This window comes from Methanosphaera sp. ISO3-F5 (assembly GCF_034480035.2).
Taxonomy (GTDB): Archaea; Methanobacteriota; Methanobacteria; order Methanobacteriales; family Methanobacteriaceae; genus Methanosphaera.
The window spans coordinates 1,439,305-1,465,566 of record NZ_CP118753.2; the positions used below are offsets into that span (position 1 = coordinate 1,439,305).

At 30.3% G+C, this 26,262-nt stretch carries 29 protein-coding genes and 1 pseudogene; 9 read left to right on the forward strand and 21 right to left on the reverse strand.

All coding sequences use genetic code 11. The annotated features are described in order from the left end of the window. Positions 1–67 precede the first annotated feature (67 nt). The 6 genes from PXD04_RS17760 to PXD04_RS17785 all read right to left on the reverse strand — a co-directional run bounded on the left by PXD04_RS17760 (position 68) and on the right by PXD04_RS17785 (position 4,899). Positions 68–889 carry a hypothetical protein gene (locus tag PXD04_RS17760; RefSeq protein ID WP_323736152.1) on the reverse strand — a complete coding sequence of 274 codons (822 nt, stop codon included), beginning with the start codon at positions 887–889 and terminating at the stop codon, positions 68–70. A gap of 120 nt (positions 890–1,009) precedes the next feature. Next, entirely contained in the window at positions 1,010–1,732 is a 723-nt protein-coding gene (locus PXD04_RS17765) for an alpha/beta hydrolase (protein ID WP_323736153.1), read from the reverse strand. A gap of 197 nt (positions 1,733–1,929) precedes the next feature. Further along, positions 1,930–2,997 carry a transposase gene (locus PXD04_RS17770; RefSeq protein ID WP_323736154.1) on the reverse strand — a complete coding sequence of 356 codons (1,068 nt, stop codon included), beginning with the start codon at positions 2,995–2,997 and terminating at the stop codon, positions 1,930–1,932. A gap of 215 nt (positions 2,998–3,212) precedes the next feature. Then, complete coding sequence (locus PXD04_RS17775) at positions 3,213–3,626, reverse strand: cupin domain-containing protein (RefSeq protein WP_323736155.1); 414 nt, start codon at positions 3,624–3,626, stop codon at positions 3,213–3,215. Then, complete coding sequence (locus tag PXD04_RS17780) at positions 3,626–4,132, reverse strand: flavodoxin (protein ID WP_323736156.1); 507 nt, start codon at positions 4,130–4,132, stop codon at positions 3,626–3,628. Before PXD04_RS17780 ends, PXD04_RS17775 begins: the two co-directional genes overlap by 1 nt. A 17-nt stretch (positions 4,133–4,149) precedes the next feature. After that, positions 4,150–4,899, reverse strand: coding sequence for a carboxymuconolactone decarboxylase family protein (locus PXD04_RS17785; RefSeq protein WP_323736157.1), 750 nt, complete (start codon positions 4,897–4,899; stop codon positions 4,150–4,152). Between the two features lie 328 nt (positions 4,900–5,227). Between PXD04_RS17785 and PXD04_RS17790 the strand changes: the two genes are divergently transcribed. The 4 genes and pseudogenes from PXD04_RS17790 to PXD04_RS17805 all read left to right on the forward strand — a co-directional run bounded on the left by PXD04_RS17790 (position 5,228) and on the right by PXD04_RS17805 (position 7,382). Further along, positions 5,228–5,392: a hypothetical protein gene (locus tag PXD04_RS17790; protein WP_323736158.1), complete on the forward strand. Its 165-nt coding sequence runs from the start codon at positions 5,228–5,230 to the stop codon at positions 5,390–5,392. Between the two features lie 46 nt (positions 5,393–5,438). Further along, a pseudogene (locus PXD04_RS17795) lies at positions 5,439–6,732 on the forward strand (ATP-binding protein). A 150-nt stretch (positions 6,733–6,882) separates the two neighbouring features. Next, positions 6,883–7,188: a nucleotidyltransferase domain-containing protein gene (locus PXD04_RS17800; RefSeq protein WP_323736159.1), complete on the forward strand. Its 306-nt coding sequence runs from the start codon at positions 6,883–6,885 to the stop codon at positions 7,186–7,188. After that, a complete protein-coding gene (locus tag PXD04_RS17805) occupies positions 7,185–7,382 on the forward strand; it encodes a HEPN domain-containing protein (protein WP_323736160.1) in 198 nt (65 codons plus the stop codon). The genes PXD04_RS17800 and PXD04_RS17805 overlap by 4 nt, the downstream gene beginning before the upstream one ends. Positions 7,383–7,663: 281 nt before the next feature. Here the strand turns inward: PXD04_RS17805 and PXD04_RS17810 are convergent, their stop codons facing one another. The 8 genes from PXD04_RS17810 to nudC (PXD04_RS17845) all read right to left on the reverse strand — a co-directional run bounded on the left by PXD04_RS17810 (position 7,664) and on the right by nudC (PXD04_RS17845) (position 15,524). Then, positions 7,664–8,173 carry a ferritin gene (locus tag PXD04_RS17810; RefSeq protein ID WP_323736161.1) on the reverse strand — a complete coding sequence of 170 codons (510 nt, stop codon included), beginning with the start codon at positions 8,171–8,173 and terminating at the stop codon, positions 7,664–7,666. A 115-nt stretch (positions 8,174–8,288) separates the two neighbouring features. Next, positions 8,289–9,272 carry a short chain isoprenyl diphosphate synthase IdsA gene (gene idsA / locus PXD04_RS17815; RefSeq protein ID WP_323736162.1) on the reverse strand — a complete coding sequence of 328 codons (984 nt, stop codon included), beginning with the start codon at positions 9,270–9,272 and terminating at the stop codon, positions 8,289–8,291. A gap of 6 nt (positions 9,273–9,278) precedes the next feature. Next, positions 9,279–10,622 (reverse strand): RNase J family beta-CASP ribonuclease, encoded by a 1,344-nt coding sequence (locus tag PXD04_RS17820; RefSeq protein WP_323736163.1) that lies wholly within the window; start codon positions 10,620–10,622, stop codon positions 9,279–9,281. A gap of 1 nt (position 10,623) precedes the next feature. Continuing rightward, the gene (gene fni / locus PXD04_RS17825; RefSeq protein WP_323736164.1) at positions 10,624–11,673 is read right to left on the reverse strand and encodes a type 2 isopentenyl-diphosphate Delta-isomerase; all 1,050 of its coding nucleotides are present in this window, start codon (positions 11,671–11,673) and stop codon (positions 10,624–10,626) included. 46 nt (positions 11,674–11,719) lie between these two features. Further along, positions 11,720–12,508: an isopentenyl phosphate kinase gene (locus PXD04_RS17830; RefSeq protein WP_323736165.1), complete on the reverse strand. Its 789-nt coding sequence runs from the start codon at positions 12,506–12,508 to the stop codon at positions 11,720–11,722. Between the two features lie 15 nt (positions 12,509–12,523). After that, a complete protein-coding gene (mvk, locus tag PXD04_RS17835) occupies positions 12,524–13,495 on the reverse strand; it encodes a mevalonate kinase (protein WP_323736166.1) in 972 nt (323 codons plus the stop codon). Between the two features lie 416 nt (positions 13,496–13,911). Then, positions 13,912–14,709 carry a hypothetical protein gene (locus PXD04_RS17840; protein WP_323736167.1) on the reverse strand — a complete coding sequence of 266 codons (798 nt, stop codon included), beginning with the start codon at positions 14,707–14,709 and terminating at the stop codon, positions 13,912–13,914. 5 nt (positions 14,710–14,714) lie between these two features. Further along, the gene (nudC, locus tag PXD04_RS17845) at positions 14,715–15,524 is read right to left on the reverse strand and encodes an NAD(+) diphosphatase (RefSeq protein WP_323736168.1); all 810 of its coding nucleotides are present in this window, start codon (positions 15,522–15,524) and stop codon (positions 14,715–14,717) included. A gap of 295 nt (positions 15,525–15,819) precedes the next feature. Here nudC (PXD04_RS17845) and PXD04_RS17850 point away from each other — a divergent pair, with 295 nt between their 5' ends. The 3 genes from PXD04_RS17850 (at position 15,820) to PXD04_RS17860 (ending at position 18,724) form a co-directional block, all read left to right on the forward strand. Further along, a complete protein-coding gene (locus tag PXD04_RS17850; RefSeq protein ID WP_323736169.1) occupies positions 15,820–17,187 on the forward strand; it encodes an MFS transporter in 1,368 nt (455 codons plus the stop codon). Between the two features lie 132 nt (positions 17,188–17,319). Next, complete coding sequence (gene arsB, locus PXD04_RS17855) at positions 17,320–18,366, forward strand: ACR3 family arsenite efflux transporter (protein ID WP_345786443.1); 1,047 nt, start codon at positions 17,320–17,322, stop codon at positions 18,364–18,366. A gap of 49 nt (positions 18,367–18,415) precedes the next feature. Then, positions 18,416–18,724, forward strand: coding sequence for a metalloregulator ArsR/SmtB family transcription factor (locus PXD04_RS17860; protein ID WP_323736171.1), 309 nt, complete (start codon positions 18,416–18,418; stop codon positions 18,722–18,724). A gap of 18 nt (positions 18,725–18,742) precedes the next feature. Here PXD04_RS17860 and PXD04_RS17865 read toward each other — a convergent pair whose 3' ends face one another. The 4 genes from PXD04_RS17865 to PXD04_RS17880 form a co-directional block, all read right to left on the reverse strand. Continuing rightward, complete coding sequence (locus tag PXD04_RS17865) at positions 18,743–19,249, reverse strand: TetR/AcrR family transcriptional regulator (RefSeq protein ID WP_323736172.1); 507 nt, start codon at positions 19,247–19,249, stop codon at positions 18,743–18,745. 154 nt (positions 19,250–19,403) lie between these two features. Further along, positions 19,404–19,877, reverse strand: coding sequence for a DUF169 domain-containing protein (locus PXD04_RS17870; RefSeq protein ID WP_323737476.1), 474 nt, complete (start codon positions 19,875–19,877; stop codon positions 19,404–19,406). Next, positions 19,843–20,091 carry a DUF169 domain-containing protein gene (locus PXD04_RS17875; protein ID WP_323736173.1) on the reverse strand — a complete coding sequence of 83 codons (249 nt, stop codon included), beginning with the start codon at positions 20,089–20,091 and terminating at the stop codon, positions 19,843–19,845. The genes PXD04_RS17870 and PXD04_RS17875 overlap by 35 nt, the downstream gene beginning before the upstream one ends. 133 nt (positions 20,092–20,224) lie before the next feature. Further along, entirely contained in the window at positions 20,225–21,049 is an 825-nt protein-coding gene (locus tag PXD04_RS17880) for an SDR family oxidoreductase (RefSeq protein WP_323736174.1), read from the reverse strand. Positions 21,050–21,214: 165 nt separating this feature from the next. Between PXD04_RS17880 and PXD04_RS17885 the strand changes: the two genes are divergently transcribed. After that, positions 21,215–22,063, forward strand: a complete 849-nt coding sequence (locus PXD04_RS17885; RefSeq protein WP_323736175.1) for a bifunctional hydroxymethylpyrimidine kinase/phosphomethylpyrimidine kinase — start codon at positions 21,215–21,217, stop codon at positions 22,061–22,063. Between the two features lie 229 nt (positions 22,064–22,292). Here the strand turns inward: PXD04_RS17885 and PXD04_RS17890 are convergent, their stop codons facing one another. The 3 genes from PXD04_RS17890 to PXD04_RS17900 all read right to left on the reverse strand — a co-directional run bounded on the left by PXD04_RS17890 (position 22,293) and on the right by PXD04_RS17900 (position 24,910). After that, positions 22,293–22,799 carry a hypothetical protein gene (locus tag PXD04_RS17890; RefSeq protein WP_323736176.1) on the reverse strand — a complete coding sequence of 169 codons (507 nt, stop codon included), beginning with the start codon at positions 22,797–22,799 and terminating at the stop codon, positions 22,293–22,295. A gap of 6 nt (positions 22,800–22,805) precedes the next feature. Beyond that, a complete protein-coding gene (gene nudC / locus PXD04_RS17895) occupies positions 22,806–23,618 on the reverse strand; it encodes an NAD(+) diphosphatase (protein ID WP_323736177.1) in 813 nt (270 codons plus the stop codon). A gap of 86 nt (positions 23,619–23,704) precedes the next feature. After that, complete coding sequence (locus PXD04_RS17900) at positions 23,705–24,910, reverse strand: hypothetical protein (protein ID WP_323736178.1); 1,206 nt, start codon at positions 24,908–24,910, stop codon at positions 23,705–23,707. A gap of 391 nt (positions 24,911–25,301) precedes the next feature. Here PXD04_RS17900 and PXD04_RS17905 point away from each other — a divergent pair, with 391 nt between their 5' ends. Beyond that, positions 25,302–26,258 carry a DUF4013 domain-containing protein gene (locus PXD04_RS17905; RefSeq protein ID WP_323736179.1) on the forward strand — a complete coding sequence of 319 codons (957 nt, stop codon included), beginning with the start codon at positions 25,302–25,304 and terminating at the stop codon, positions 26,256–26,258. The last annotated feature ends 4 nt before the right edge of the window (positions 26,259–26,262 follow it).

Genomic DNA, 26,262 nt, shown 5'->3' on the forward strand with positions numbered 1-26,262 from the left:
TTTAATCATTGGCTTAATTTATAATTATAAAAAAATAGGAATTAGTTTAAGTAACTTTTATTGTTACTTATATTAGGGATAACCAGTTTTGTATTACTTCTTCGTTATCATCCATTAGTTGTCGAACCTTTTTAAAGTAGGTTCCATCGTTTAATGATTCATCTTTTGCTCTTTTTGTTACACAGTCATATTTTTCGTTATCTTCTCGTAGTGGTAGGCTTATCATGTTATAATTGTTTACTTGTTCATCGTCCATGTTCTCTTCGTCATAGTCTTGTTCCACGTCTGTTGCTGCTAATCCTACTACTGCGCATAGGTCAAGATCGTATACTAGTGACATTTTATTGTAACATTTTAGTCCGGTTGTGTCAAAGTCTTCTCTTAATGTTCCTTTCATTACTTCTTCAACAGAAAACATTGGCACAATGAATGGTATTCTTGATACTAAAAATCTATCATTGAAAACTCGTGCTAACTTAAACTTGATTAAGGATTCTACCATGTCTTTTGTAGGATATTCTAGGAATATGCTTGACTCGAAGAGTGTTGATGCTTCATCTATCTCCTCGGTTAGGTAGATTTTATCCCTGTATTCTGGTAGAACATAGAAGTATTGCATGACAAGTGCATCCTTATTTATGCTGGTGTTTTTGAATGTTGTGAAGCCTACTACTTCGTTATCATATACTACGTCTTTGTAGAAGAAGCATGAATCGTTTGGTGCAATATAGTATCCTTCATCTTTTATTGCACGGTACAGGTAGATGTAATTTTCTTTGACAAGTTCTAGAATTGGTAGTGTGAATATTTTTCCGTCTTCATCTGTTCTGTAGTTATAAACATTTCCTAAACCATTTGGTCTTTTTACTTTCTTATTAGGATTAACCATAATAATATGCTCCATTGTATTATTTAATTATTCTAATTATTATTTATCTTTTTTAAGACTAAAAAAAGTTTTTAAAAAATATAATCAATAAATTCTCATTATCTATAAGGAAGGTTTTAATTAAATGTTATCCGATATAATATCCACTACATCATTCTTTATTTCATCAGTAAATCTGTGTTCTCCTTCTTCATAGATATAAACTACTGAATTTTCATATACCTTATCAGCTTTTACTATATATTCTATTGGTACTCTTTTATCTTCTACTCCGTGGAATATGAATACCTTGCCCGTGTATCCTTTTATGTCTTCGAATATGTTGATTTTAAGTGCTGAGTTAATATATTTTTCTCCAAGGTATTCTGGCATAAGGTTTAACACATTCTTTTCTCTTGGGTTGTCACGTTCTTTCATGTCATCAGGTATTACATATGCCGGTGCAAATAGAAATAATCCTCTTATATCATTTCTTGTTGGTGCTACCAGACTACTTACTAGTCCTCCCTGACTATGTCCTCCCAGGTATACATTGTTTTCATCTATTAACGGTTCCTGTTTTATGGAGTTGATAACATGGTTTAAATCTTCCTTTTCTGTGTCTATTGTCATGTCACTGATTTTTCCGTCACTATGACAATCATATCCTCCTCCCCTGTAGTCAAATATGAATGTTGCTATGTTTTTGTTGTATAGTTTTTCTGCGTATGGTATCATATATGTGTAGTTTAATGATAGACCATGAGATAATATTATGATTTTCTGTTTTTCCTTCTTTTCTGGCAGGTATAATTTTCCCCTGATTTTTTGTCCATTTATTTCATATGTTTTATCCAGTATCATGTGCTCCACCTATATCTAGTATATATTTTTCTTTTTACAAGGAATATATTAGTTTTGATATTATATTTAATATTTTTCAACTAACACACCTCAAAAAATACTTAAATTAACACACATTTTAAAGAGTAAATTTAATAAGAGATTATAATAACAATTATTAAAGCATATATAATATTATTAAATGATTATTTAGGGTTCTAGAAATATTTACTTTCAGAAAGCATTTGGAAGTCGTTTTTTGTATCAACACAGTAATGTATGATTAGGCCAGATAATAGTACAATTAATGAAGTGGCTTTATGCATGGATTCAAATGTATATTTGTGTAAATGTTTAAAACCTAATCCTTCTTTGATGAATTTGAAATAATCTTCAATTATGCTACGTTTATACTTTATTACTTTTCTATTTGGTAAATTAGCCATTAATTCGTTCACTAACTTTTTATATTCTCTTTTTAATTTATTTGTATTTCTTTTATTGTAAAAATAGTCTAATGGATAACTGAATATTGAATTCATTTTTTTCATGTTGAGTTTTCCTTTAACTAGAATCAATGGTATTATTTTATAGGTTTTTAATGCTATTTTGTAATTGTAATATGAGTAATAACCTCTATCAAGTAGTATTTTATCTCCAGTACTGATTAATTTTATTCTTTTTAATTCTTTTAGTATTAATGGTACCATTTTTGTATCATGAGGTGAACCACTACTTAATAAAAATAAAACAGGCATTTTAGTATCATAATCAAGTACAAGTGTTATTTTAAAACCAAGATACCATCCCAAAGCAGTTCCCCATGCCCATTTATAGTCTCTATCTTCGATTGATTTCTTGGTGACTTTTTTAGATCCAAAATTAATATCTGTATCAGCAGAAGAACCATCAACGATTAAAGTCCTATTTTTACTTTTATAACCTTTATTAATCTTTTTAAGAATACTATTAATGGCATTTTGAAGATTATCCTTATTACAACTAGATATCTCCTCATATACTTCTTGGGCAGTTAATAACATTTCAAAATTTAAACCTTCTACAAGCTTAAATTTATTAAATAATTCGTTAACTGTAAAAGATACATCATTTTCAAAGAATGATGATAAAAAAATAGTTTTAATTGCTGTTTTGAATCTTTTTATTCTTTTAAATCCATTTCTAGCTAGAATATTGTCAGTTGATCTATAATCGATAACATCAAATATTTTGTTCAACAACATGTAATTAGGGTCTTGTTCATCGTAATTTAATCCATGTATCATTAGTATAGCCAATACTATATATATATTATGGGTTATATATAAATAGTACGATGAATAACCCATAATTTATAAAATAAACTCCAAATAAAATGTACTATTTCTATAGGGTAATTATAAAGTAGTCCCATGATAAAAAGAAAGGAGATATGGGCTCAAAAATAAGTTGATTTTCTAGAACCCTAAAAAAATTAAAAATAATGGGTGGTTACTACCCATTAAAGTTTATCATATTCCTCATCACTTACAGGCTCTAGCCATTCATTTGAAGTGTTTTCTCCGGGAACTTCAATGGCAATATGCGTGAATTCACTGTCTTTAGCAGCTCCATGCCAATGTTTAACTCCCTCAGGTATTTCAACAACACTACCCGGCACTAACTTTTGGGCAGGTTTTCCTTCTTCCTGATACCAACCTTCACCTTTTGTAGCTAATAATATTTGTCCACCACCTTTTTCTGCATGATGTATATGCCAATTGTTTCTGCATCCCGGCTCAAATGTAACATTAGCCACCATTACTCCACTAGTTGCTAGTATGTTAAGATAGCTTTTTCCTACGAAAAATTCACCATAAGGATTTTCTTCACCTTTTCCGAATAATATTTCATCAACCATTTTATTACCCTTCATTATTCTACCCAGTTTTCTATTGTAGACTTATTTTCTTTCACATCTGCTCCATGTATTGCAAGTCCTTTTTCAATTTCTGCTCCTTCACACAGTTTTTTAACATCACTCATTGAAGATCCAAGTCCTGAACCTTCATGTGTGATAACAGTTTTAACCTTCTTACCTGTGAAGTCCAGTTTTTCCAGTTGTGTGAACATAGCCATAGGTAGTGTTCCCCACCAGTTAGGTGATGCAACATATACTATATCATATTCACTGATATCACTTAGTTCCTCTTTTAGTTCTGGTCTTGCATCATCATCCTGTTCCTCTTGTGCTACTTCTGTTGTTTGCATATAATCTGCAGGGTATTCCTTCACTGTTTCTACCTGGAACGTATCCGCTCCTGTAAATTCCTTTATATAATCAACAATTATCTGCGTGTTTCCTACTGGTAGGTCCACTATTTCTCCGTTTACATAGTTTTGTCCAGGTCTTGAATAATATATTACTAAACTTTTTGCCATAAATTTTTTCCTCCTTTTTATTGACATATTTCATTTATTATTGCTAATGCATTGAGTGATCTTGGAAAACCAATAAATGGTAATAAAACTGTAACTGCACCTATTAAAGTGTCTTTATCATTACCAACTGCAAGATTTCCGGCAGTATGTCCTCTTAACTGATTCTCACAACCACCAAGAGATGCAATTATACTGAATGTTATCAGTTCCCTATCCTGGTCATCCAATCCTGTTCTGGTATAGAAGTCACCAAAACAGTATCCTTTAAGGAATTCATTGAAATGTTTTTGGTCTTTTGGCGTGTTTTCATTCATATCTTCTATAATTTTTCCAAAGTAGTTTAATTGTATTTCATATCCTCTTTCTACCCTGTCCTTACGGGTGGTTGTTGACTGTCCAGGTATTGGTACATCTATTCCTTTTTCGTCAAATATTTGGTTTGTTACATCCAGGAAGTCATACATCTTTGAAAATCCAACATATGGTGCTGACTGATATAATCCTTCTTTTATTTCAACTGCTTTTAATCCAATGTTGATTGCTGCTTCTACAGCGATTTCATATTGTTTTGTTGATTGGTTGGTTATGAGTGTTGCTAGTGTTATGAGCATTTGACTTCTTTCAGGTAGTCTTGTGTTCATTTGCACTTCATCAAATAGGAAATTGTTGAATATTTCCATGAATTCAGGGTCTGTTTTGTTTAAATCAGATTCATAATATGGTAATACTTTGTCCCTGTTTTCTTTGGCTTTTTCTGTTAACTGCATTAAATTCATCTCATATATTTTATATTTTTTTTTATTTAAAGATTATATTCATAATAAAATAAATACTTTCCTATGGAAAGATAAAATTATGTTAGAAAAAGTAGGAATAAAATAATAAAAGACCATTAAAAAATAGTTTAAGATTTATGAACTCAATTTACATCATTAAAATAGATAAAAGAAAATGAAACTAAATACTTATCCTCTAAAACACTAGTAATCTTATCATCATATTCATTTCCCATAATAATGAACCATCATCAATAATTACATCCTATAATACTTATTTAGATTTAATTTTAAAACTAATTTACCCTATGAATTTTAGATGAATACAAAAAACAGTCAAACAAAAACACGAAAAACAGTCAAACAAAAACACGAAAAACAGTCAAACAAAAACACGAAAAACAGTCAAACAAAAACACGAAAAACAGTCAAACAAAAACACGAAAAACAGTCAAACAAAAACACGAAAAACAGTCAAATATAAATACGAAAAACAGTCAAATAAAATAAAAAAAAATATAGATGATTACATGAAAAAATATTTAAAACGATTAATTGAACAGGATTTAAAAGATTATTTAGAAATTATAGGAGCTGTTCTACTAGTTGGACCAAAATGGTGTGGTAAAACAACAACTGCAGAACAATATGCTAATAGCATATTAAAATTACAAGATCCTGATAATAGAAAATCCTATTTACAATTAGCTGAAATTAAACCATCCAAATTATTAGAAGGTGAAAAACCAAGATTAATAGACGACTGGCAGTTAGCACCAGTTCTATGGGATGCTGTACGAATTAGTGTAGATAATGCAGATTCTAAAAATTTATACATAATGACCGGATCAACAACAGTAAATGAAAAAGAAATAAAGCATTCAGGAACTGGACGAATACATCGTTTATTAATGTATCCTATGAGTTTATACGAAAGTGGGGATTCAAATGGTAAAATTTCATTACAAAAATTATTTGAAGATGAAAAATTAGATATTAATGGTATAGAATCATTTCTTACTTTAGAAGACTTATTACATGTAGCTTGTCGTGGAGGATGGCCAGAAACGCTAAATATAAACGATAAAAACAAACAGTTAAAAATTGCAACATCATATGTTGACCATATATGTCAAACAGATGTATCGGAAATAGATAATGTAAAGAGAGATCCGGATAAAATTAAATTACTACTGCAATCTTATGCTAGGAATATATCCACCCTTGCAAAAAATACGAATATTCTTAAAGATGTTAATTCAACATATACTACCCTTGATAAAAGCACTTTCTATTCATATATTACTGTACTGAAAAATATATATGTTATAGATGATATAAAGGGATGGTCACCAAATATTCGTTCTAAAAATGCTATACGAAAAGGACCTAAAAGACAATTTATAGACCCTTCAATAGCAACTGCAGTTCTTGATTTAACACCACAAAAATTAATTTATGATTTAAATACCTTCGGATTTATATTTGAAAATCTATGTATACGTGATTTAAAAATTTATTCACAATCATTAGGTGGAAAAATATATTATTACCATGACAACACAGATTTAGAAGTAGATTGTGTAATACAATTAAAAAAATGGAAATTATGGATTAATTGAATTTAAATTAGGCAGTAAAGAAGAAGAAAAAGGAGCTAAAAATCTTTTAAAAATAGATAAATTAATTAAAGAAAAAATAAAAAGCAATGATGATGTAGATATACCTGAACCATCCTTTTTAGCAATTATAACTGGGGGCAAATTCGCTTATACAAGAGATGATGGTATAAAAGTAATTCCAATAGGGTGTTTAAGAAATTAAAAGAAGAAGGAAAAAAAATTTATTCTTCATCTTCTTCTTCGCCAGTGAATTCACCGTATTCTTTTCAAGTATGTATAAAAATTAAATGATAATTATAAATAAATAATTCTTCATAATTTATAACAAATAATATATTATAATAGGGATAGTATGTTTAATAGAATTAATATTGCAAGGAAGTTTGCTGAAAAAATTAAATCAAAGGATATACATCAAATTATTCTTTTTGGATCTGTAGCTCGTGGTGATGATAATGTGGATTCAGATATTGATATATTGATTATATCCCCAGATATAAAGAAAATTCAAGATGAAATAGATGATGAAGTAGTTGAAATTATCTTAGAAACAAACCAATTCATTTCTGCTCATTTAATGACAACAGACCATTTTAATAAAAACAAAAACAATTCCTTTTTAAAAAGTGTTTTTAAGGAGGGTGTTGTGATTGGATGAAATTAGAAGGTTATGTTAATCTATCTAAAGAACATTTGGAGTCTAGTCTTATATTATTAGAAGCAAAAAAATATCGTAGTTCAATATCTAGTTCATATTATGCAATGTTTTCTATAGCCAAGGCTTTACTTATTAAGGAGGGTATTGTAACTTCAAAACATTCTGGAGTCACAAGTTTCTTTGGTAATACTTAGTTAAAGGAAAAGGATTTGATAAAAAAATTTATAAATATTTAACTAGAGCGAAAACTTCTCGAAAACAAGCAGATTATGATTATGATTTTATATTAGATAAAGAAGATGCAAAAGAAATATATGAACATGCACTATTATTTATTAATGAAGCTGAAAAATATTTATAATCACTAATTTTAAAGTATTGCTTTTTCAAAAAATTCTATAAAACATAATATATAATAAATTTAAAACAAAATGGTAATAATATACTAAAAAGAATATTAATAAAGAGAAGATGATTATTCTTCATCTTCTTCTTCACCAGTGAATTCACCATATTCTTTGTCAAGTAAGTATAAAAGTTGTGGTGAATCTACAGACATTCTAACTTTTCTAAGGTCTTCTGCTGCAAGTTCTTCTTCTTCTACTTGTTCTTCTACAAACCATAATAAGAATTGGTTGGTTGAATGATCCTTAATTTTTATGCTTAAATCTACAAGGTCATGGATTAATGAGGTTACTAATTCTTCGTGTGCTTGGATTTCTTCATATACTTCTACAACGTTTTTCCAGTCTCTTTTTGGTTCGTCTATTGCTTGTAATACTACACTTCCACCTTTTCTTAGGATGTAGTCATAGAATTTCATTGCATGTTCTAATTCTTCTTCTGCATGTACTCTTAATGAATTTGCAAAACCTGGTAAATCGTTGTCTTCAAAATAAGTTGCCATTGATAGGTATAAGTATCCTGATTGCATTTCAGCATTTAATTGGTCATTTAATGCTTGTTCCATTTTTTTGTCTAACATAATTATTTATTCTCCTAAAGTTGGATAATATTATTATGTAAGACAAGTATTTAAATATATTTTGCAAAATAAATATGTTAAGAAAATAAGTAGGTGGTGGTGAAAAAGAGTTGATTTAAGCTTTTCTTGTGTATACAAAATCAGCTAATTTCATTAATGCATCTTTTGCATCAGAATCAGGAATAACAACTAGTGATTCCTTAGCTTTTATAACACAGTCATATGCTAGTGCTCTAGCATATTGTATTGCACCATACTTTTCAAGTATACTCATTGCTTCAGGGATGATGCTGTCATCATTTGCTTCAAGTAATTCTATGAGTCTGTCATGATCTTCTTTGTTTGCTTTTTCAAGTGCATATAGTACCATTACTGTTTTTTTGCCTTCTACGAGGTCACTACCTACTGGTTTACCTATTGATTCGTCCCCTGTTAGATCTATGTAATCATCTTGTATCTGGAATGCTAATCCGACATTTCGGCCATATTCCTGTAAAGCGTTAATTTGCATTGATGTTGCTCCACCGATTATTGCTCCTGCTCCTGTTGCACCTGTAATTAATGCTCCTGTTTTTTTGTAGATCATGTTCATGTATTCATCTTGTGTAACTTCGAAGGTGTCCTCGAATGACATGTCTAATGCTTGTCCTTCACAGATTTTTATACATGAGTCTACAAGTACTTTTAGTGCATCGATTGCTCGTTCGTATCCTACATTGTCGTCTGCTGTTTTTATGATTGTTTCGTATGCTTTTGCAAAGAGTGTGTCACCTGCTAGTATTGCTAATGGTTCTCCCCATACTTTATGCACTGCTTTCATTCCTCGTCTTGTATCGTCATTGTCCATGATATCATCGTGTATTAGGCTGAAAGTGTGGATTAATTCTAGTGCTGCTGCAGCTTTTAATGCTTTTTCTGTGTTTCCTCCTACTGCTTGACAGCTTAGAATTGTTAATGCTGGTCTGAATTTTTTTCCTCCAGCTTTTATTAAGTGTGAAGATACATCTCTTAACTCTTCTGGTTCGAGTGTTTTTAATGCGTCATCTATTTCTGTGTCAACTTCTGCTGAGTATGCTTTTAATATTTCCATTACATCCATTTTTAATCACCTATTAAATACTTGTGCTTGTCCATTTCTTAGTATGTGTACATCATTTCCTAGTTTATATCCTTCTTCTTCTGCTAATTCTACGAATGCTGCTAAGTGACTTAAGTCCCCGTGTGATGGGATTAAGTGTTGTGGGTTTAGCATTCTTATAAAGTCTCTTATATCTTCGGGTCCTGCGTGACCTGATACGTGAACATTATTATATATTCTTGCTCCTCTTTCTTTTAGTCTTCTGTTTAGTAAGTCCCTGTTTGCTAGGTTTATTGGGTTAGGGATTGTTGTTGCAGAGAATATTACGTTGTCTCCCGGTTTTATTTCGAAGTTTGTTTTGTTGTTTGCTATTCTTGGTAGTAGTGCGTCTGGTTCTCCTTGGTGTCCTGTTACTATGAGCATGTATTTTGTTCTGTTTTCGTTTGCTCTTGCCAGTGCTTTGTTGATTGATTTTGAGTTTCCGTATATGCTTACATTTCTTGGTAAGTTTAGTATTCCGAGTGATTCTGCTATTGAACAGTATCTTTCCATTGAACGTCCGAGAAGTAGTACTTTTCTTCTGCTTCTTTCTGCTATTTTTGTTATTGCTTGTATTCTTTCTATGTGACTTGAGAATGTTGTTACTATTAGTCCTTTTCTTTCTTCTAATGGTCCTTTAAGCACATCCTTTAAGAGGTCTCTGGCTATTTTTTCGGAGTGTGTTTTGCTTTCTTTTACTTCTTTGATGTTTGTTGTATCCATTATTGCTACTTTCACTCCTTTTTTACCTAGTTCTCTGAATCTTCTGTAGTCCGGTGGTGGGGATACCATTTGGTGGTTGTCAAATTTAAAGTCGTTTGCGTATATTACTACTCCTTCTGGTGTGTGTAATGCTGCTGTGATTGTCTGTGGTATACTGTGTGTTGTTCTTACAAATTCTAGTGTGAGGTTTGGTGATATTTGTATTTTTTCTCCAGGGTTTACTGTTTTTAGTGGATTGTTTACTTTGAATTTTCTTTCGCCTTTGATTGTTTTTTCTATTAGTGCTATTGTGTATGGTGTTGCGATGATTGGTGCTTCATATCTGTGTGCTAGTTTTGCTATTGCTCCTATGTGGTCAAGGTGACCGTGTGTACATACTATTGCTCTTACTTTTCCATCTACTTCTCTCATTAATGTGTCGTCTGGTATTACTCCTCTTTCTATAAGGTCGAGACTGTGCATACGTGATATGTCCGTGTCTTCGTGTATGTGAAGTCTATCTAGATGTATACCCATATCAAATATTACTACGTCATCATTTACTTTTACAGCAGTCATGTTTTTTCCTATTTGTTCATATCCTCCGACTGCTATTACTTCTATTGTCAAATTATATCCTCCTAGCGTATTTTGTTGTATCAATATTTAGTTGTGTTAATATTTCCCTGGTTTTTCCGGTGATTATTAATCTTTTCTGTTTTAATTCTTCTATATTAGATGCTCCAACTAGGAACATTGCTGTTTTCAGTTCTCTTGTGAATTGGTTTATTTTTTCTTCTACCTTTTCAGGATTTGCATATGCATGTTTCAGGAAGGGTAATGCCATTCCAGCACAACTTGCTCCCAGGCTTATTGCTTTTGCTGCTTCTAATCCATTGCGTATTCCACCACTGGATATTACGGGTAGTTGTGTTGCTTCTATTGTTTCGATTGTACTTACTGCTGTTGGTATTCCCCAATCCCAGAATAGGTTTCCTAAGCTTGGATTTTCACTACGGTATGTTTCTACTGCAGCCCAGCTTGTTCCTCCCACTCCTTGAACGTCTATTGCATCTACTCCAATTTCTTCAAGTATTTTTGCATCCCTTCCATCTATTCCTGCACCTGTTTCTTTTGCTATTATTGGAATGTCTGTTGTTTCGCATATGTTTCTTATTGAGTCCACATATCCTTTTGCATCAACATCTCCTTCTGGTTGGATGATTTCCTGTAATGGATTCAGGTGTATTGCCAGTGCATCACAATCCAGCATTTCTATTGCTTTTGGTGCATATTCTACTTGTGGTGCTCCTATGTTTCCGATTATCATGGCTTTTCTTGCATGATCTCGTACTATTGTGAATGTTTCTGTTAGTTCTTCATTTGTTATTCCTGCTCTTTGGCTTCCAACTCCCATTGCAATATTAGTATTTTCTATGGCTATTGCAATGTTTTCATTTATTTGTTTGCTTGCTTCGTGTCCACCAGTTATTGCAGAGATTATTAATGGAGTATCTAATGTTTTTCCTAAGAAATTGATTGATGTGTCTATTTCTTCAAAGTTTACTTCAGGCAGTGTTCTGTGTACTAGTTCTATGTCTTCGAATCCTGTTGTTCGATGGTGTTCTACATCCTCGTTTTTACAGATTTCTAGATGTGCTAGTTTTCTGTCTGATATCACTATCCTAACCTCCCTTATTACATTTTTTATGTGAATAAAATGAATGTTATTTTATTAATGTTCCTTTAACTTTTTGGCCGGATACTGCTTTTTTTAGGTTTCCTTCTTTTTCTGCATTTATTATTAATGATTCTATTCCCTCTTCTGCCAGGCTTAGTAGTTCATTAACTTTTCCTGCCATTCCCCCTGTTACATCGGCTTGGTTTTCATTATTTGTTAAAGTTAGTTTTGTGTCTTTTGTTACTATATCTACTAATTTAGCTTCAGGATTTGTTCTTGGATTGTCTGTGTATATTCCATCCACGTCTGAGGATAATATTACTTTGTTTGCTTTTAATTGTTTTGCAAAGTAGGTTATTATCTGGTCTCCTGAGATTATTGCAAATTTAATATCGTCATTTTTGTCAAGTACTGCATCTCCGTATATTACTGGTACAAATCCTTCTTTTATGTAACGTTCTATTGTTGATGTGTCACATGTGGTTATTCTCTGATTTTCTGTTACTATGAATGATGATGGTTTTATACCTACTGCGGGGATTCCTTTTTCTTGTAATTTCTCTACTACAATATAGTTCAATAATTGTACGGATGCCTGTGTTCTAGCTAATCCTTCAATTTTGTACAGGTTTTCTTGAGCATTTGTTATTTTTTCTCCGATTGCATACTTTTTTGCATGTATGTGTCCATATGATCCTGCTCCATGTACTATTATCATATCATCATTGTAGTATGATACTTCCTCTGCTATTCTGTCTAAATTAATTTCATCTATAGTTGGCTTGTTTGCATCTTTTATTGTTAATGCACTTCCACCTATCTTTAATATCATCATAATAATTTTACCTTATTATTTTTCAATGATTCGTGCAGTTACTCCTTCATCAGATTGTTCGCATTTGAAGGTAGGGTATTTGTTGTTTAGTTGACTGTATATTTCCTCAATATTGTCTGGGCAGTATGCGATTATACATCCTCCTCCACCACTACCTGTGAGTTTTGAACCTTTTGCTCCAAATTTTCGGGCCATATAAACCATGTCAGATAATTCTTGTGTGTTAACTCCTATTGAGTCCAGTAATCCCTGGTTTAAGTTCATGTAGTCCCCGATTAATTCTGAGTTCCCTTCTTCCAGAGCGTTTTTTGCACCTTTTGCAACTTCTTGCATTGCATTAAAAATATTTCCTACAACTTGTGGGTATTTCACATATTTTTGTCTAACAGATTCAACGAGTTTTCCCGTGTTTCCTGTTAATTCACAGTTTGATATTACTAGTGGTAAATCCATGTCGAAGTTTATTCTTTCTAATTCAAATTCTTCGTTTATATAGATTATTCCACCGTATGTGCTCATTGATGTATCTATTGGGCTTGCCGCTCCCTGAATTTTTATTTCAATATTTCTTGCTTCATGGGCTATTGTGTTTTTATCCATTTCCTTTCCTGCAAGGATGGATAGTGCTTTCATACAACTTACTGTTACTGCTGCTGATGATCCTAGTCCTGCTCCCAGATACATTTTTATGTCTACTGTTAGATTAAAGCCTTTTTCAAATTCAAATAAGTTTATTACTTCGTATATGTAATCGGTTATCATTTTGTTTTGGTCGTCTAATTCGTAGATTAGTTTCTTGTTAACCAGTTTTGATTGTGATGAATAATTTATTAGGGGTACGTTTATTTGTACTGTGTTGTCTGTTCGACTTGTTAGTTCTATGTTAACTCCCCTGTTTATTGCTACAGCTATTGCAGGTTTTTTATGTACTACTGAATGTTCACCAAACAGTATTACTTTTCCTGGTGCAAATGCTTCTATTTTCATAAATATTCTCCATTATTATCAAAAAGTAAGGTGTTTTAGTAAATAAAATTAGTTAAACAAAAAATAGTAAAATAATATTATGTTATATCTTATATTATCCAATATTTACTTAGATAAAGAAAAAATGTAGTTGTATCAAATAGATATACTACCATGGTTTATCTAAAATTATTTAATCTAATTCCAATACATTACCTGCTATTTGCAAGTACCCCTTAAAATGATTCCCGCATAGTACAAAAAACCATTTGTACCGTTACACTTAGTAACAAATAATGATTACATTAATCAATTATCTTATAAGAATCTGTTAATAATATATATTGAAATCATATATAATAAAGTTAACCATTTTAGCTAAAAATAATCCATTTTTCAGATTAGAAAAAGAAAGAAAAAAAGGAATTTAAGATAAATTATTTGGTCTCCTGCATTATAATATAAAATGCATTGGTTGCAAAGAATAATAGGAATGCTTCAAGAAAAGCTGAAATAAGCACATCTCTTATCAGAAATTCCAATAACCATACTAAATTAAAGGATAATACCAATATTAAAGACATGACCCCTACGAATTTCAAATATCTTTTATAACCTATTCTATAAATGTACCCGTTTATTACTCGAAAATCTAATGAATTAAATAAATTACCTGACATGTTTAAATTTATTTTTCCAATAAATGAAAATGATAAGAAGAAAACAAAAATTATTATGCTTATCAATACATTTAATTGAATACTACGTGTTAAATCAAGTTGTAATGATACTGGTAATTCAGCAGATAATTCACGTAAAGTAAAAATTGTAGTGTCAATATCCATACGGATTATGTACTCATGAATATGTAATAGATTAGAATAAACACCTGTTGGTACAATGAAAAATGATGAAAATAGTGCCGTTAAAAACATGTAATACAATGTTATGATATATTCTCTTAGTCCTTCGATAAAATTTTCTAAAAAATTATAATAATCAACAGAACTGTTATCTACTACACTGTTTGTTAAACTTATCATTAATCCAAAAATTATTAGGGTAACTACGGAATTTAATATGAACAGTAAAATTGTCCATTGTCCTATATGAACTTTATTAAATACTTCTGTTATTACTTCACATAATAATGCTAAAAGGAATACTAATATAAAATGTTTATATTCTTTGAATGGTAGTAGAAATGATTCTTTTACAATATGCCTTATCCTCATAATACTTAACCTACCTCATTACAAAAGTCTTCAATTAATAATGAGTATATGCTAATATCATTATCAACTTTTTCTATTTCTTCCTTTTTAAACCATTTTGCCGTTAATATCTCATCACCATCCACCTTAATTTCACCTGATTCATAATCTGCCTTGTATGCGCACATTAATGAATTTGGAAAGGGCCATGGTTGACTTCCCATATACTGTATGTTACAGATATTTATTCCTACTTCTTCTTTAACTTCTCTTTGAACTGCTTCTTCTATTGTTTCACCCATCTCAACAAATCCTGCTATCAGTGCATAGTTTACTGTTGTATTATAACTGTGACGTGCCATGAGCAGCTTATCATCTTTATGTATTGCTATGATTACTGCTGGTTGAATAATTCCGTGCACAACTTTTCCACATTCCAGACACTTAAATGCCATGCTGCCCTTTTTAATTGTGTTTTTTGAACCACATCGTCCACAGTACCTGTTATCCCTGTACCAGTCATTTATTAGTACTGCTCTTGTTGCAATTTGATAAATTTCCTTGTCGATTAAATATAAATCTCTTAAATCCATGTAATTTTCTTCATCTGTTACATTTACGACAAAACATTCTTTTCCCCTGTATTTTCCAATGTATAGTTTGAAGTTTACTTTGAAATTGTTTAAAAAAGAATCTTTTTCTAGGGGAATCTGATAATTCTCTGATAAGTATATTTTACGTTCTTGATTAATGATGTAATAATATGCATCATCCTCTGTATTGTATTTCTCATTAAAGTCTATTTCATAATCAGAGTATAAGTATTTATCAATCATGTTAATATATTTAATATTCTTAATTAATCTAACTTTTCTATACAATATTTCGAAGATTATAATGAAGTTATGAAAGGGAATAAAATATTTTATACTTCATAGCATCATAATTAATTTTAGTTTAAAAAAAGCTTGTTTTTTAAAGTATCTTGGATAGAACTATTATATACTCATTATTTCCATATTAGAGTTATATGATATGTTTATATTAACTAATAAGTTATGTTAAACAGAATTTTCAATGATAATTGATAAATCATCTGAAAAATTTACAAAATTTTAATGGAGATAGATTATGTATTCAACACAAGAGAAATATATTATTGCTGCAGGATCTTTAGCTACAGTTATTGTTGCATTCCTCTTAAATGCAGCTCCTGTAGCCTTGCCTTCCATTGCCAAATCATTTGCAATGAATAATGTCTTACAAAACTGGGTTGATACTCTTTACTTATTAACAATTGCAGTGTTTTCTATTCCATGTGGAAAGATTTGCCAGAAGTATGGTTTGAATAAAATATTAAAATATGGAATTATTATTTTCCTCATAGGTACTGTCGGTACTGGTGTTTCATTTAATGCTTATATGTTATTATTGTTTAGAGTAGTTCTCGGTATAGGTTCTGCCGTACTTAATGTTGCTTCAATAGCTTTAATTGTAGAATCAATGCCTAATGATAAGAAAGGACCGGCCGTGGGTATTGCGGTGGCTGCCGTGTATATTGGAATTGCCTTGTCACCTATTCTTGGTGGAAGTTTAATTTTTAATTTTGGTTGGCAGAGCTTGTTCTTTGCTACGATTCCATTTATTTTGTTAAATTATTATCTTATTTACAAAGTTAATGGTGAATGGAAACATGAGGATATGTACAGATTTGATAGTACTGGTACTGTTCTTTATAGTATTGGGATAATTTTATTTGTCTATGGTTTTACTAGAATATTAGAAATTACCGGACAGTTGATTACAGTGACTGGTATTGTTTTACTTGTCGGTTTTGCTTTATGGGAGTTAAGGAGTAATAATCCTGTATTTGATATGAAATTGTTTAAGAATATCCGTTTCACTGCTGCTAATTTAGCTTGTTTATTCAGTTATTTTGCTACATTCATGATTACTTATGTTTATAATTATCATTTACAGTACATTATGGGTATGAGTTCACAGACTGCTGGTATGTTTCTTATCATCACGCCGTTTATTATGATTTTCATGTCGTTACTGTCTGGTTGGCTTATCAAGAAATTCAGGGGTGAAATAATTACTGGTGTCGGTTTAGCTATATTGGCTGTTGCTTTTATGTTGTTATGTACTTTAAATAGTTCCACGCCTCTTGAATTAATTTTGGTTGCTATGTTTTTACATGGTGTTGGTTATGGATTGTTCTCATCACCGAATACTGTTCTTATAACTACTAGTGTTCCTGAGGAGGAGGCTTCTAAGGCTTCGGCTTCATTGTCTGCTATGAGGTTGATTGGTCAGACTGTTAGTTTAGGTATTTTTACTACTGTGTTTGCTATTATTATGGGAAATGTTGTTATTGAACCTCGGTATTATAATTTATTGATGGATAGTTCTCATGTTGTAGCGATTCTTGCTGTGGTTTTTGTTGTTATTGGTAGTATTATATCTTTTTATGGTCTTAAGGGAATTAGTGATTAATTCCATTATTTTTCTATTTTTTTATTCAAATTGTTGTTCTTTTTTAGTTAATATTATATACTAATACATCAATAATCATCTATATAGATTAATATAAATATAAATAAATATCTATTTAACAAAAAAAAGGTGATGAAAATGAGCCAAAGCACAAAAATTAGCTTCTTTGACAAATACCTGACAATATGGGTAATAATCTGTATGATAATAGGTATACTAATAAGCCAATTCCTGCCAATAATACCAGAATTCCTAAACCAATTCGAATATGCTCAAATATCAATACCCATGGCAATACTAATATGGATAATGATCTACCCAATGATGCTGAAAATAGACTTCAAATCAATAAAAAAAGTAAAAGACAACATACGAGGAATACTACTCACATGGTGCGTAAACTGGTTACTACAACCATTCAGCATGTACCTCATATCATTACTATTCTTCACAATACTATACCAGGGAATAATAACACCAGAACTATCCACACAATACCTCATAGGAGCAGTACTACTAGGAACAGCACCATGTACAGCAATGGTATTCGTATGGAGCGAACTAACAAATGGAGACCCAGCATACACACTAGTACAAGTAGCAACCAATGACATCATCATACTATTTGCATATGTGCCAATAGTAACATACCTGCTCGGAATATCTAATATCAGCATACCCTATGATACACTTATACTATCAGTAATACTTTTTGTAGTAATACCATTCATAGCAAGTATAATAACAAGAAACTACTTAACAAATAATAAAGGAAAAGAATACCTCGAAGAACAATTTATACCAAAATTCAAAAACATAACAATAATAGGATTACTATTAACACTCATATTCATATTCTCATTCCAAGGAAACCTAATACTATCCCACCCACAAGACATAATACTCATAGCAATACCATTTACAATACAAATATTCCTAGTATTCACAGTAGGATATCTCTCAGCAAAATTACTGAAAATACCACAAAACATAGCAGCACCCGGATCAATGGTAGGAGCAAGTAACTTCTTCGAACTAGCAGTAGCAATAGCAATAGCATTATACGGACTAGGAAGCCCAGTAGCACTAGCAACAACAGTAGGAGTACTCATAGAAGTACCACTAATGCTAACACTAGTAAAAATTATCAACAATACAAAAGAATGGTATAAGAGATGAAAAATCTCCCAATCATTTATTTTTTCTAACAATACAGGAGTTGTTAAAAATGAAAACAGAAAACATAATTTCAATAAGTAAAGCATTAAGTGATAAAAACAGGGTAGAAATAATTAAACTGTTATCTGAAAATGAATTATGTGCATGTCACCTCCTTGAACATTTTGAAATAACCCAACCAACATTATCTCACCATATGAAACAATTAACAGAATCTGGATTAGTAAACGTAACAAAAAGAGGAACATGGAACCATTACTCAATAAATAAAGAAACAATTGACGAATATACGGATTTCTTACAAAGCACCTGTAAAAAAAATAATCAAAATGGAATGTGTACTTGTGATAGTAAATAATAAGAATATATCTAAAAATTAACGGAGTAGATACGGTGTTTTATTTTTTGTTATTTCCATTGCTATCTCTGTTAGTTGTTCGGGTGTTTCTTTCATATCATTTTCTAACCAGCAAATTAAAAAATTATAAATTCCTCCGATGTGATAATACACATCATATTGTTCAGTTTTATTTTTCAGTAGTAATTTTTGAAAGTATTCATGAATTACCTGTTGTATAAGATATGATTGTTTTTGTTGATGAATTATTTTGAGGAATGATTCATATTTTTGGAATATGTTAAATATTATTGTGAAGTATTGTTTTTTTGTATTTTCCTCTTGATTATCATATGTTTCCAAGTATTCATCCATTATCATGGAAAGTTTGTATTTAATAATATCTTCTTTTGACTCAAAATTTCTATAATATGTTGACCTGTATATTCCTGCTTTTTCAGAAATCTCTTTTACTGTAATTGTTTCAAATTTTTTTTCTTGCATTAACTTTGTTAAACTTACTGTTATTTTTTCTTTAGTTTTCATTAATGTACACCTTTAAATGTATCTGTTGTTTGGTGTTATTTTCATATTTACTAAGTTTATACTTAGTTTATGCTTTATTTACTACCTTATATACTATATTAGTGCTTTTGTTTATTAATACTGATTATTTAGAAGTTTAAAGTTCATAGTATTATTATGTTTGTTTAGGATGTTGTGATTGTATGATTAATGCTTCTGTTATTTCTTCCAATTGATTTGCTGGTATGGATATTATTACTTGGTCTTCTTTCAGTTCTGTTGCCATGTGGGATCCCATGCATCCGAAAGATATTTTAGCTTCATTGGTTTTGTAGGTGTTTACTGTTATATCACCACATAATGATTGTGTTCCCCCAACATCACACTCTATTCGTTCACCATTTGCATATGCATGTGCCCGTATTAAGTCAAATATTTGTCGTGGTTTGGCTATTATTACGATTAAATCTATGTCTTGTGGTGCATTTTCTAGTGGCATGTATGCTATTGCTTCGACTGGTTTATCCATTTTTGGTATTTTTTTGTAGAATTTTTTTCCTATTTCTTGTGTTTTAAGTACATTCATTTTATTAAGTGAGATTCCTTCTTTAAATTCATCTTGAAAATTTATTAATCCTAATGTTGCTATTCCAAAGGGGCATCCTAGTTCTTTTTTTTGTTGCGTAAAATGTGTTTCCTTTTCCTGCTGTTATGATTGCTTGACAATGCATGATATTGTCTTCTATTTTATTAAATGTTTGAGCTTCTTCTTCTTTTTCATATATTTTAATTGCTGTAGGGCTTGTTTCTAAATTTATTTTTTCTTTAATGATTTCTGCATATTTTTTGTAATGATTTGACAATTATATCACTCTTTATTAAATTTCAAAAAAGCTACATATGTAGCATTGTATTAATATTTATGAAAAAGGCAGCATATAAAACTAACAAAAATGCAACATATGTTGCAAAAAAATAATATTTAAAAAAAATAGATTATGGTTTTAATTTACCATAAAAATAGGAAGCAGTAGCACCACCATCAATCAAGAAATCAGAACCAGTAATAAACGCTCCCCCCTCATTTAACATTAACTCAGCAACATTAGCAACCTCATCAGCAGTTCCCGGCCTTTCAGATGGACAGTTAGCAAACATATTCTTATAGAAATCTCCACGAGGACCATTAAATTCATCAATAGCCAAAGGCGTAACAATTATACCAGGACTAATAGAATTAATCCTAGCACCTTTTTCACCCCAACGACAAGCTTCATACATTACCCTTTTAACATTACACCTTTTAGCTAACTGATATGCATGAAGCGTATCATCAATATTTTCAGGCTGAAGAACATCCAAACTTAACAACTCATCCGTTGGAGTTGTTGCCAACTGTTCATCAATTGTTGCACCCAACTGTTTCATCCTATGACCAGACTGAGAAGAAATTATAACACCTGATCCACCCTCTTTTATTACTTTACCTATCTCTTCCAACAGTACCGCTGTACCATACAAATCTACTTTAAGTATAGTTTCAATTGGTGCTTGTGAAGGTGATACTCCAGCTGCATTAATGAAATTACTAATTTGACCATATTCCAGTGCTTTATTAATTAAATCATGTATAGACTGTCTACTAGAAATATCACATTCAGTATATTCCACATCAAAACCAGCATCTGTCATTATCTTAGATATTGATTTGGCATTTTCAATGTTTTTATCACCAATAACTATTTTTTTCCCATATCCTATTCTTCTTGCAATTGCCATTCCAATCTGGCCTGCTCCAGTTAAAATTATTACATCATTCATAAATATCATCTTATAAGTTTAGACTTAATAAATTATATATAATACATCAATTAAAAAATCTTTTATTTCAAAAATTAGAATATGAAACAAGTTTATTGTCTGTGTTTCTAATGAATTGAGAACAAATATAAATATTAATTAATTAAAAATAATAATAGTGATAAAATGAGTAAAGGAGTTAAAATTTTAACGATTCAAGATATTTCTTGTTATGGACAATGCTCAATCACCGTAGCTTTACCAATTATTTCTGCTTTTGGGATAGAAACAGCAGTACTTCCCTCTGCCATATTATCCACACACACGTCTAGTTTTTCAGGTTACACTTTTAGGGATTTGACTGAAGATTTACCTGCTATTCAAAAACACTGGGAAAAAGAAGACATATACTTTGATGCTATATACACAGGATTTATCGGTTCAATCAAACAATTAGACTATATAAAAAATATTATTGAATCAAGACTTAAACCTGGAGGACAAGTATTTATTGATCCGGCAATGGCTGATTATGGTGAATTTTATAACATATTTGACCAAAAGTTTGCAGATAAAATGGGCGAATTTTGTAAACTAGGTGATTTTATTCTACCAAATACTTCAGAAGCATGTTACTTATTACATAAACCTTGGAAACCCGATTTTACAAAGGATGAAATGTTAGACATTGCAAGGGAATTATCCTCATTCACAAAAAGATATGTGATACTTAAAGGAGATAATCATAAGAAAGATAAGATGGGCATGATTATTCTAGACAAAGAGGATGAATCTTTCACTAAATTTGTATACAATGATAAGGTTGAACACATGTCTTTTGGTACGGGGGATGTTTTTGCATCAACTTTTGTTGGTTCTGTTTTGAATGGAAAATCTCCTGAGGCTGCGGCTAAAATTGCTGGTGAATTCACTAAAAAATGTATTGAGAACACCATGGATGATCCAAAGCATGATTATGGGGTAAAATTTGAGGGTGTAATCCCTGAAATGTATGATTTGCTTAAAAAATATTAAATTAGATTTATCCCCCATTTTTATTCTATTTTTAAAGTTTAAATATTTGAGTTATATTTGTCTTGAATATGTAATGATGCATATTTCTTCTATTTTTTCATAATTTTATTTAGATGATTACATTAAGAAATTAAAATAACTTAATAATATGGAAAAAAACTAGATTAATACTAAAATAAAATTAAAATATAATAAAAAAAGTTGAATAATAGTTATCTTATTAGATAACTTAGTTAATGGAATAATCTCCATCTGGTGCACTTATTGCTGGACTTGAAGCACTGGAACTTCCGGAACTACTTGAACCACTAGAACTGCCAGATCCACTAGAACCACTACTTGAACTACCAGAACTACTTGAACCACTTGAACTACCGGAACTACTTGATCCACTAGAAGAACTTGATCCTGAGTGACTTGAAGATGATGAACTACTTGAACCACTACTTGAACTTCTAGATGAACTACTTGATGATGGTGTGGTACTTGGTGTAGAGCTTCCAGTTATACCATTGGATACTTGTTGTAATGTATCTTTAACTGGTGATGTTAATTTATCAAGTAAACTTCCGTTTGTATTGTTTTCAGGAGTAGTATTATTATTTACATCTAATGTAACATTACCTGAATCTGTTAGATTACTAAAGTCTATGTATGATGCAGCTACTGCTACCAGTGTGCCTATTAGGGCAATTGCAACTATTGCAATTACCATTAATTTTACTCGTTCTCGCATTAATTATCACCCTTTATGGTTCTTTATATATTCATTTATTAACCAGGAGGAAATACTTATAGTTGATGATGGAATTTCTATTTCTTCTGGTTTAAACCATTTTGCTTCTAATATTTCATCACCATCTACTTTTATTTCGCCACTATCATAGTCAGCTGTGAATCCTAACATTAATGAATTTGGGAAAGGCCATGGTTGACTTTTCACATATCTGATATTTTTTATTTCTATGCCAACTTCTTCTTTGACTTCTCTTCGTACAGCTTCTTCTATTGATTCTCCTGCTTCGACGAATCCTGCTATTAATGAATAACTATGTGTTTTATGATAACTGTGTTTTGCCATTAGTAGTTTGTCATTGTTGTTTATTGTTACTATGATTGCAGGTGCTATTCTTGGATAATGCATTTGTCCGCATTTTGGACAGATTAACATCATATCTTTTTTGTCTATGATAGTTTTTGTACCACAATGTCCACAGTATTTGTGTGACATGTACCAGTCTCGTACAAGTACTGCTCTTGAGGCCATCTGGTAATCTTCATGGTTAATATCATATATTTCAAATAAATTATGAAAATCTTCTGTTTCTATGTTAGTATTTGCTACTATAACTTCTTTTTGTTTATATTTTCCTATGTATAATTGAAATTCTAATTTTAAATCTTTTATATTATCTTCTTTTACATAGGGTATTGAATTATTTGATAGGTATAATTCTCTTTTATTGTTGAATATAAAATAGTACGCTTCATTTTTGGTACTATAATTTTCTTTGAAGTTAATAGAATAATTTTCATAAAAATATTCTTCTATCATAAGATAATATTTATATTATCTATAATAAATATGTTGTGTTATTATTTTTAGGTGGTGTCAAGATGTGTGGGTATTTTAACATCATTTCAGTAAATCGCATTTCTCTCATCCCATCGCTTTAATTTTAAGTTAAATCTTGATAAAAATCCTTTTATAGTTTTATAACATTTTTTCACATGCTTTGGAGCAAGATCTTCAAATATTCTTTCTATGATATTGCTTGTGCTTTCGATTTTTGCATTTTCAAGGAAATATGTTAAGTTTTTAAAATACGGTGCTAATTTTTCATTAATTATGTATTGAATAACTTCGGGAAAGTAATTTATTTTCTTTTTCAAGTTTTTTACGATTTTTGCTACTTCTGTTTGAGTTTTTACATCATATATTTCATATAATTCTGGTAAAAACTTTTTATATTCTTTTATTTTTTCTTCAGGGAGATTGTTATCTTTAACATATTTTCTGATAATTCTATTGTTATTTTGTTTAAAATGGAATTTACAAAATTGATGTTTAAATCCTAAAGCATTGATGGGAGACATGTATTCGGGTTTTAAGTCTGTTGTAATGGCTTTTCGTTCTTGATTTGATGTGGCTTCTTTGAGAAATTTTAGTACTTCTTCTTCTGTTTCATGTTCAACAACTTTATAAGCTACAATAGTATCATGACACACATCAACTAATGCTAATAAAAACACGTATTTATCACTGATTTCTTTTATTTTTATCCATAAAGCATCAAATGCATAATATCCTGAATATTCTTTAATATTTGGATTAAAATGAATATGATAATCGACTAAGAGGTCTTGAATTTCTTGATGGGATATCTTAATTCCATGAACTTTTTCAAAGAATTCTCTGATTTTTCTGACACTTGTGAAGTCAATTGAGTAATATGTTTCTACAATGTCTAATACTTCATTTGATACTGTAAAATTAGGTTTTACAATAGAAGAAATATCTGCTGAAAAATCGTTTCCACAATGTTTACATTTGTATCGTTTAATTTTACAATCAACAAGACCATAATCCATTAATAATATTCCTCTAGAGTAATATCCTTTTTCATTTATATCTTTAGAATAACATTCAGGACAATAAACATGTTTCTGTTTTAAATGATACGTATCATTAAGTTTAAAGACCGTTAAATTGGAATTTAATTTTTCAATTTTATCTTCTATATATTCTTTTCGGCTACATTGCTTAGGTAGTTCATCAAAATAATCGTCAAGTTTATATTGTTTGTCGTCATAATTATTAATAGGAGAGGTATTTTGGGATTTCATAATATAATATCTCTCCTTTTTACTATATAAACCTAATTATCACTTATTTTTTGAAGCACGCCCACAAGGGGCGATAAAAAACAAATTTATAACATCAAATTTAACTTCATACTTTTGTAACTATATTGTAATATGAAATTCATACCCACAAGTGTTGACACTATCTATTTTTAATTTTTTAAATAAGCTTATAGTATGGTTTTGTTTAATCCAGTTACTACTTCTTATTATCCTGTTTTTATTAAAATGCTATTCTTTAATCATTTAATAGGTATAATTTAATAATTATAAAATATAAATAGGGTATTAAAGGAGGAATGATATTATAGACACTAATGATATTGTTAATGATGCTTTACATTATCCTCTATCGGATTATAAGAAGTTTCTCATGTTAGGTTTACCTAATCTGGTGTTATCAATATTTTTCTTTGTCTTAATTATTCAAGCAGTTGGATTAGATAAAATATCAGATTTACCGGCTAACATGATATTTTCTTCGCCATTATTTAGTACGTTTATATTAACTACATTACTTTTTATAGTTGTGTTGATTGTTTGTACTGTGATTATGATGGGTATTCAGTTATCGGTTATTCGTGAAACCATCATGGGTAAGGATATTTTACCTAATTTAGATCCTGGTAAGAACTTTGTTGATGGTTTAAAAGTAACAGTTTTATCAATAGTTTATATTGCTGTTCCTGTTATTATTTATATGTTGATCGTGTTTGGATTACTATATCTTTTAAAAGATAATGCTTTTATAGGTGTTATTTTAATTACTGCAGTATTATTGATTGTTTCAATTTTACTATCAATAGTATTGGTTGTTGCTTTAGGAAGGTTAGCTGAAACGGATAGTTTACAAAAAACTTTGGAGTTTGGAACTGTTTATGAGATGACTAAGGTTATTGGTTTTGGTAAAATATTTTTAATTATTGTATTTTCCATATTGCTTAATCTTGTTATTTCAATTATTGGGTCAGTTCTTGGTTTAATTCCTATAATTGGTTTTTTTATCTCAACTTATGTGTTGTACAGTTACAATTTCCTGGTAATGTCCAGATGTTATGGTTTGTTATACCGTGATAATTTCGGTGCTAGGAATGATTATCCTAATAATGCCATTGTTCAAAGCAATAGTGATTTGAAAGTTGGGAATAATGATGAAACTTTATCTGATGAAGAATTGGTTAGAGAAAAAATTGATAATGGTAAATTAGATTATCAGCCTGATAATGATAGTAAGGATACTTCAGTTAATGAAATTAAGAAGTGTAGTAATTGTGGTTTTTCTAACCCATATTATGTGAATTATTGTTCAAACTGTGGAAATAAATTATAATTAA